Source organism: Selenomonadales bacterium, assembly GCA_017442105.1.
Taxonomy (GTDB): Bacteria; Bacillota; Negativicutes; order RGIG982; family RGIG982; genus RGIG982.
In genome coordinates this window covers 1-4,099 of record JAFSAX010000104.1, presented here as the reverse complement: position 1 = coordinate 4,099, position 4,099 = coordinate 1, and the positions used below count along the sequence as shown (strand labels likewise).

Sequence of the window (4,099 nt, the reverse complement as noted above, 5' to 3'; positions counted from 1 at the left end):
GGCCGCCTTCTTCGTGGGAGATGATTGAAATATGGAGATGAAATTCGCTTCCCCGAAGCAGGGCAAGGTGGGTGGGATGCTTGTGCCTGCTTTGCAAGGGGAAGTCGGTATGTGAATCATTTGTATTGACAATATGCAATACAAGAATAATCACTATGCCGTTATCTTATATTGTTCGACGGTGGTGGTCAGATTCCTTCTCGGTGCTGCTGTTTTTTTGCTTGGTTTCGGACGATCAGCGCTGGTCGAGGAGTTGTGATTGGAATGTGTATGGTTTGGTGGCAGGGTTTTGGTAGGTGGTGGTGGTGTTCCAAGGGTGCTCGTCGTTGAAGAAGAATCGGTAGGAGGGGCTGTTTTGTGTCATGTGGTTATGGATCGCTTGGTTAAAGAGGTCGCGGTTGTAGTGCTGTTCTTGTTGGAGCAGTTTTTCCGCGCCTTTTTCGCGGTATCGCTCTGCCCAGAGGCCGCCTGCGAGGAGGCCGATCTGATAGCCGATGTCGGAGTCTAGGATGCCCATGTGCCGTCACCTCCTTGTGCGATGAATCCGTTTGCGAGGTAGCGGTTGGTGCCGCTTACGGCAAGGTCGTAGACTTTGCGCTTGCCGCTGTGGATGATGCCTGTGACGGCGCCTGCGCGTGCAAGTTCGTCGCCGATGGTGAGGTCACTGACGAGTTTCATGGTGCCGTCTGCGAGGAGGAGCGGTTGGCTGAGTGTGGTGTGGACGTGGTGGCCGCCTGCGAGGACGGTGTACGTTTCGCTGTTATGCGGCGGCATGCATGCGAGTACTTCGGCCGGTGCGAGTGTGCCGTCATCTTCTGCTGTGAGGACGGTGTCGCCACGCTTGATGTGGCGGATGGGCTTATCGCCTGTGGGGGTGGTGATAAGGGTGTCGCCTGTGAAACAGAAGAGTCCGCTTGCCGCGCCTGTGAGGACGCCGCCGAGGAGGCCGCTCGAGGGTGTGGTGGACGTGCGTTCGCCTCTGTTGCTGAGTGCGGTAAGTGCGCTCGTGGTGGTGTTGTTAAGACCGGTGGAGGCTTGCCAGAGGGCGAGGGCTGGTTTTTGGGCGAGTTCTTGTGCGCCTGCACTCGTGGTCATGGCTTGGGCGGCATTGTCGATCTGAGCGTTGTAGAGGTTCGCGAGGGAGGCGATGTTTTGGTTGTAGGCGTCTGCCATGGCGTTTGCGGTAGCGTTCGTGATGCCTTGGAGGGCGGTGTTGGTGACGGAGCTGTTGAGTACTCCGCGGTCGGCGAGCGATTGGAGCGTGGTGCCGACGGAGTTTTGTACGCCGCGGTTCAATGCGTTTTGGATGTTTTCGGTATAGGCGGTGGGGAGGTTGCCTTGGGTGAGGTCTGCGATGCCTTGCTGTGCCTGTGCGATCGCTGTTTGTGCCTCTTGGTTCATTTTGTCGAAGTCTGCTTGGACGGTGCCGTAGGAGCCGAAGAGGAGCTTGGCGGCTTCGTTGTTGAGGGCGAGTGCGTTGGGGGCGACGGCTTCGGCGTAGGCGGAGGCTTGCTCCATGAGGCGTTTTTCTTCGGCGGTGGGGGTGTAGCCGTGAACGGTGGTGTTACCTTTTTTACCCATGTGGTTCAGTCCTTTCTGTGAGGTATTCTGTGACCCAGTAGGCATCGCTGCCATCGGGGTCGGTGTGCTTGTGGGTGATGATGACGGGGCGGCCGTCTTCGGTGTGGCAATAAAAGCGGTGTTTGCCGCTTGCGTTCGTTTCGGTGCGGTCGATGTGCCAGTGCCAGAGTCTGATGTACGGGCGGATGGGGCGCGTCGAGATGGTGACGATGGCATGGTAGCCGAGTGCGTTTCCGAGTGCGCGTGCCCAGTCGCGCCAGAATCTGCCGTCGCCCGATACTGCCCATATCATGATGAGGCGAGAAGCGGTGTCGAGGCGGTATTGACACCAGCCGCGTTCGGGGAGGAAGGCGCGGGTGAAGCCTTGCGGGAGTGCAGGGTCGTCGCCTGTTTTGTTGTGGTAGTGTGCGTTGTATTCTTCGATGGTGCGCATGGTGCCTCCTTACGGTTCGGATCTGTGACGGTAGGTGGTCTGTGTGAAGCGGTATGGTCGTTTTTTACAGTTCGGATATGTCGATGGAGAGGTCTTCTGCCCAAAATGGTGTATTGCTTGTGAGTGAGATGGCGATATGGTCGGCGGAGTGGTTGGTCTGCCTTGTGGTGCGGCCGTTGGTGTTTAGTTTGATGATGAGCGGGCGGTGTCCTTCGGCGGTGAGGTCTGCGGATGCGGTGTGCTCGGAGGTGAGCCGTGCGTTGATACGGCTAAGGTGGATGGGGTGCGCGCCGTAGAGGTGTTTGAGGCCGATGCGATAGGTGATGGGCGCATTGTCGTCGGTCGTTGTTTCGCTTGTCCAGTGGTAGAGGTCTGTTCCGCTTGCGAGGAGGCGGTCTTCTTGCGTTTCGGTGATGCAGTCGACGGGGCAGGCGAAGGTGAGGCGTGTGGCGGTGCCGATGGCGCTGTGAAAGGCGCAGAGGGTGCGTCTGTCGTCGTGGGCGCGGATGAGGAGGAGCTGTGAGCGGCGGAGTGGGAAGAATCGTGCGCTCGAGTGGGGCGCAGCAAGAAGCGAGCGGAATTTATCTCCGAGGTCGCGGGCTGTGATGTTGCCGTAGTCTTGGGTGGCAGAGAGGCTGACAAGGCCGCGTGTGGAGAGGTAGACGACGGCGCCTTGGAGGTGGGCGGCGGTTTTTATGCCGACGGGGTCTGCCGAGGTGGCCAGTGGTGTGATGCGCCACTGGGATGGGTTGGCATCACCGCTGAATTGGTAGATGTTGCCGTTTGATTTGATGATGATGAGGTCGGTGGCGAGGGCTGTGACGGAGGTGATGTCGCCGCTGTCGCCGTAGCCGATGTCGATCCAGCCGCCGCTCGATTCGTCGTTTGTGTTTGGCTCCCAGCTTGTCGCATCGCCGATCGCGCTGTATGTGAGGCGGTCGCTTCCTGTGCGGGCGGTGCAGAGCCTGCCTCCGCGGACGAGGACGATGTCGGCTGTGGGGGCGGATGGTATTTCGGTGAGTGTGGTTTGGTAGTCGTAGGACTGAAGTCGTTCGCCCGAGGCGATGTAGAGTTTGTCCATGAATTTTGTGCAGGACGGTGCTTTTGTTCCTGTGGTGGTGCCGATATATTTCATCGCGTCGCTGCCGATGCGGATATATGTGGAGCGGTCGGTGAGAAAGATGAACAGCGTGTTGGTGTCGACGTCGTAGTAGAGGGAGCGGATCGGCGCGGGGAAGGTGTGGAGCTTTGTAAGGCCTCCGCGCGGCGTGAGTACGAGGGTGCCTTGTTCGTAGAGGAAGTTGGTGCAGTCGGTCATTTCGCCGTCTGCGAGGCGGTCGGCTCTGTCGGCTGTGTTGATGCCGCCTGCGAGCGGGGTGAAGGTGATGCGCGAGGCTTGGTGCGTGCTTTTCCTTCTCATGGCGTGATCTCCGTGTTGCCTGCATCTGCTGTGATAATGCCTGCTTCGCGGAGGATGGAGGCGAGTTCTTCTTCTGTTTGTGCATCATTTATTTGTGTGCGGACGGTTTCGTACCATGCGTAGGCTTCAAACTGGGAGGCGCGGACGGTGTTGTAGACGTGTGTCATGGTGTCTGCGGTGAGGGTGACGATGGTTTTGCCGCCGCTCGGGAGGTGGACTTTGTACTGCGTTAAGCCTTCGCCTGCTACGAGGAGCGGTGTGTAGGCGGCCATGAAGTTGGTGATGTCTTCGGTGGCGCAGTCGTAGCCGTAGCCGTCTACCCATCTGACGGCATCGCGGCGGGCGGCGAAGGCTTCACGTGCGAGGTCGAGGGCTTTTTCCTTTCGCTCGGCGAGGGTGGGGAGGGGAAGCGCGATAACTTCGTAGTAGTCGCCTTTGTCTTCGATGGTGGCGCGGTTATAGTCGCACCAGTCTGCGGCGAGGGCATATTGTCTTTCGTCGTGGTCGTTTTTTGGGAATCTGGTTCCTATCATGTTTGGTTACCTCCTTAGAATCCGCATGCGTACCATGTGATCGGTATGCTGTTCATTAAGAAGTCGTATGCGGTGAATCCTGTCGTGGATCGCGATGATATCTGATGGTTTTCAGCTTAGAAAAATCTGCAT

Annotated in this window: 5 protein-coding genes; all 5 read right to left on the bottom strand. The window is 58.3% G+C overall.

Going from position 1 to position 4,099, the window contains the following annotated elements:
* Window positions 1–235 precede the first annotated feature (235 nt).
* Window positions 236–517: a hypothetical protein gene (locus IJN28_04175; protein MBQ6712968.1), complete on the bottom strand. Its 282-nt coding sequence runs from the start codon at window positions 515–517 to the stop codon at window positions 236–238.
* A complete protein-coding gene (locus IJN28_04170; protein ID MBQ6712967.1) occupies window positions 505–1,581 on the bottom strand; it encodes a hypothetical protein in 1,077 nt (358 codons plus the stop codon). The genes IJN28_04175 and IJN28_04170 overlap by 13 nt, the downstream gene beginning before the upstream one ends.
* A complete protein-coding gene (locus IJN28_04165; protein ID MBQ6712966.1) occupies window positions 1,574–2,014 on the bottom strand; it encodes a hypothetical protein in 441 nt (146 codons plus the stop codon). The genes IJN28_04170 and IJN28_04165 overlap by 8 nt, the downstream gene beginning before the upstream one ends.
* 64 nt (window positions 2,015–2,078) lie before the next feature.
* Window positions 2,079–3,434: a hypothetical protein gene (locus IJN28_04160; protein ID MBQ6712965.1), complete on the bottom strand. Its 1,356-nt coding sequence runs from the start codon at window positions 3,432–3,434 to the stop codon at window positions 2,079–2,081.
* Window positions 3,431–3,967: a hypothetical protein gene (locus IJN28_04155; GenBank protein MBQ6712964.1), complete on the bottom strand. Its 537-nt coding sequence runs from the start codon at window positions 3,965–3,967 to the stop codon at window positions 3,431–3,433. The genes IJN28_04160 and IJN28_04155 overlap by 4 nt, the downstream gene beginning before the upstream one ends.
* Window positions 3,968–4,099 lie beyond the last annotated feature (132 nt).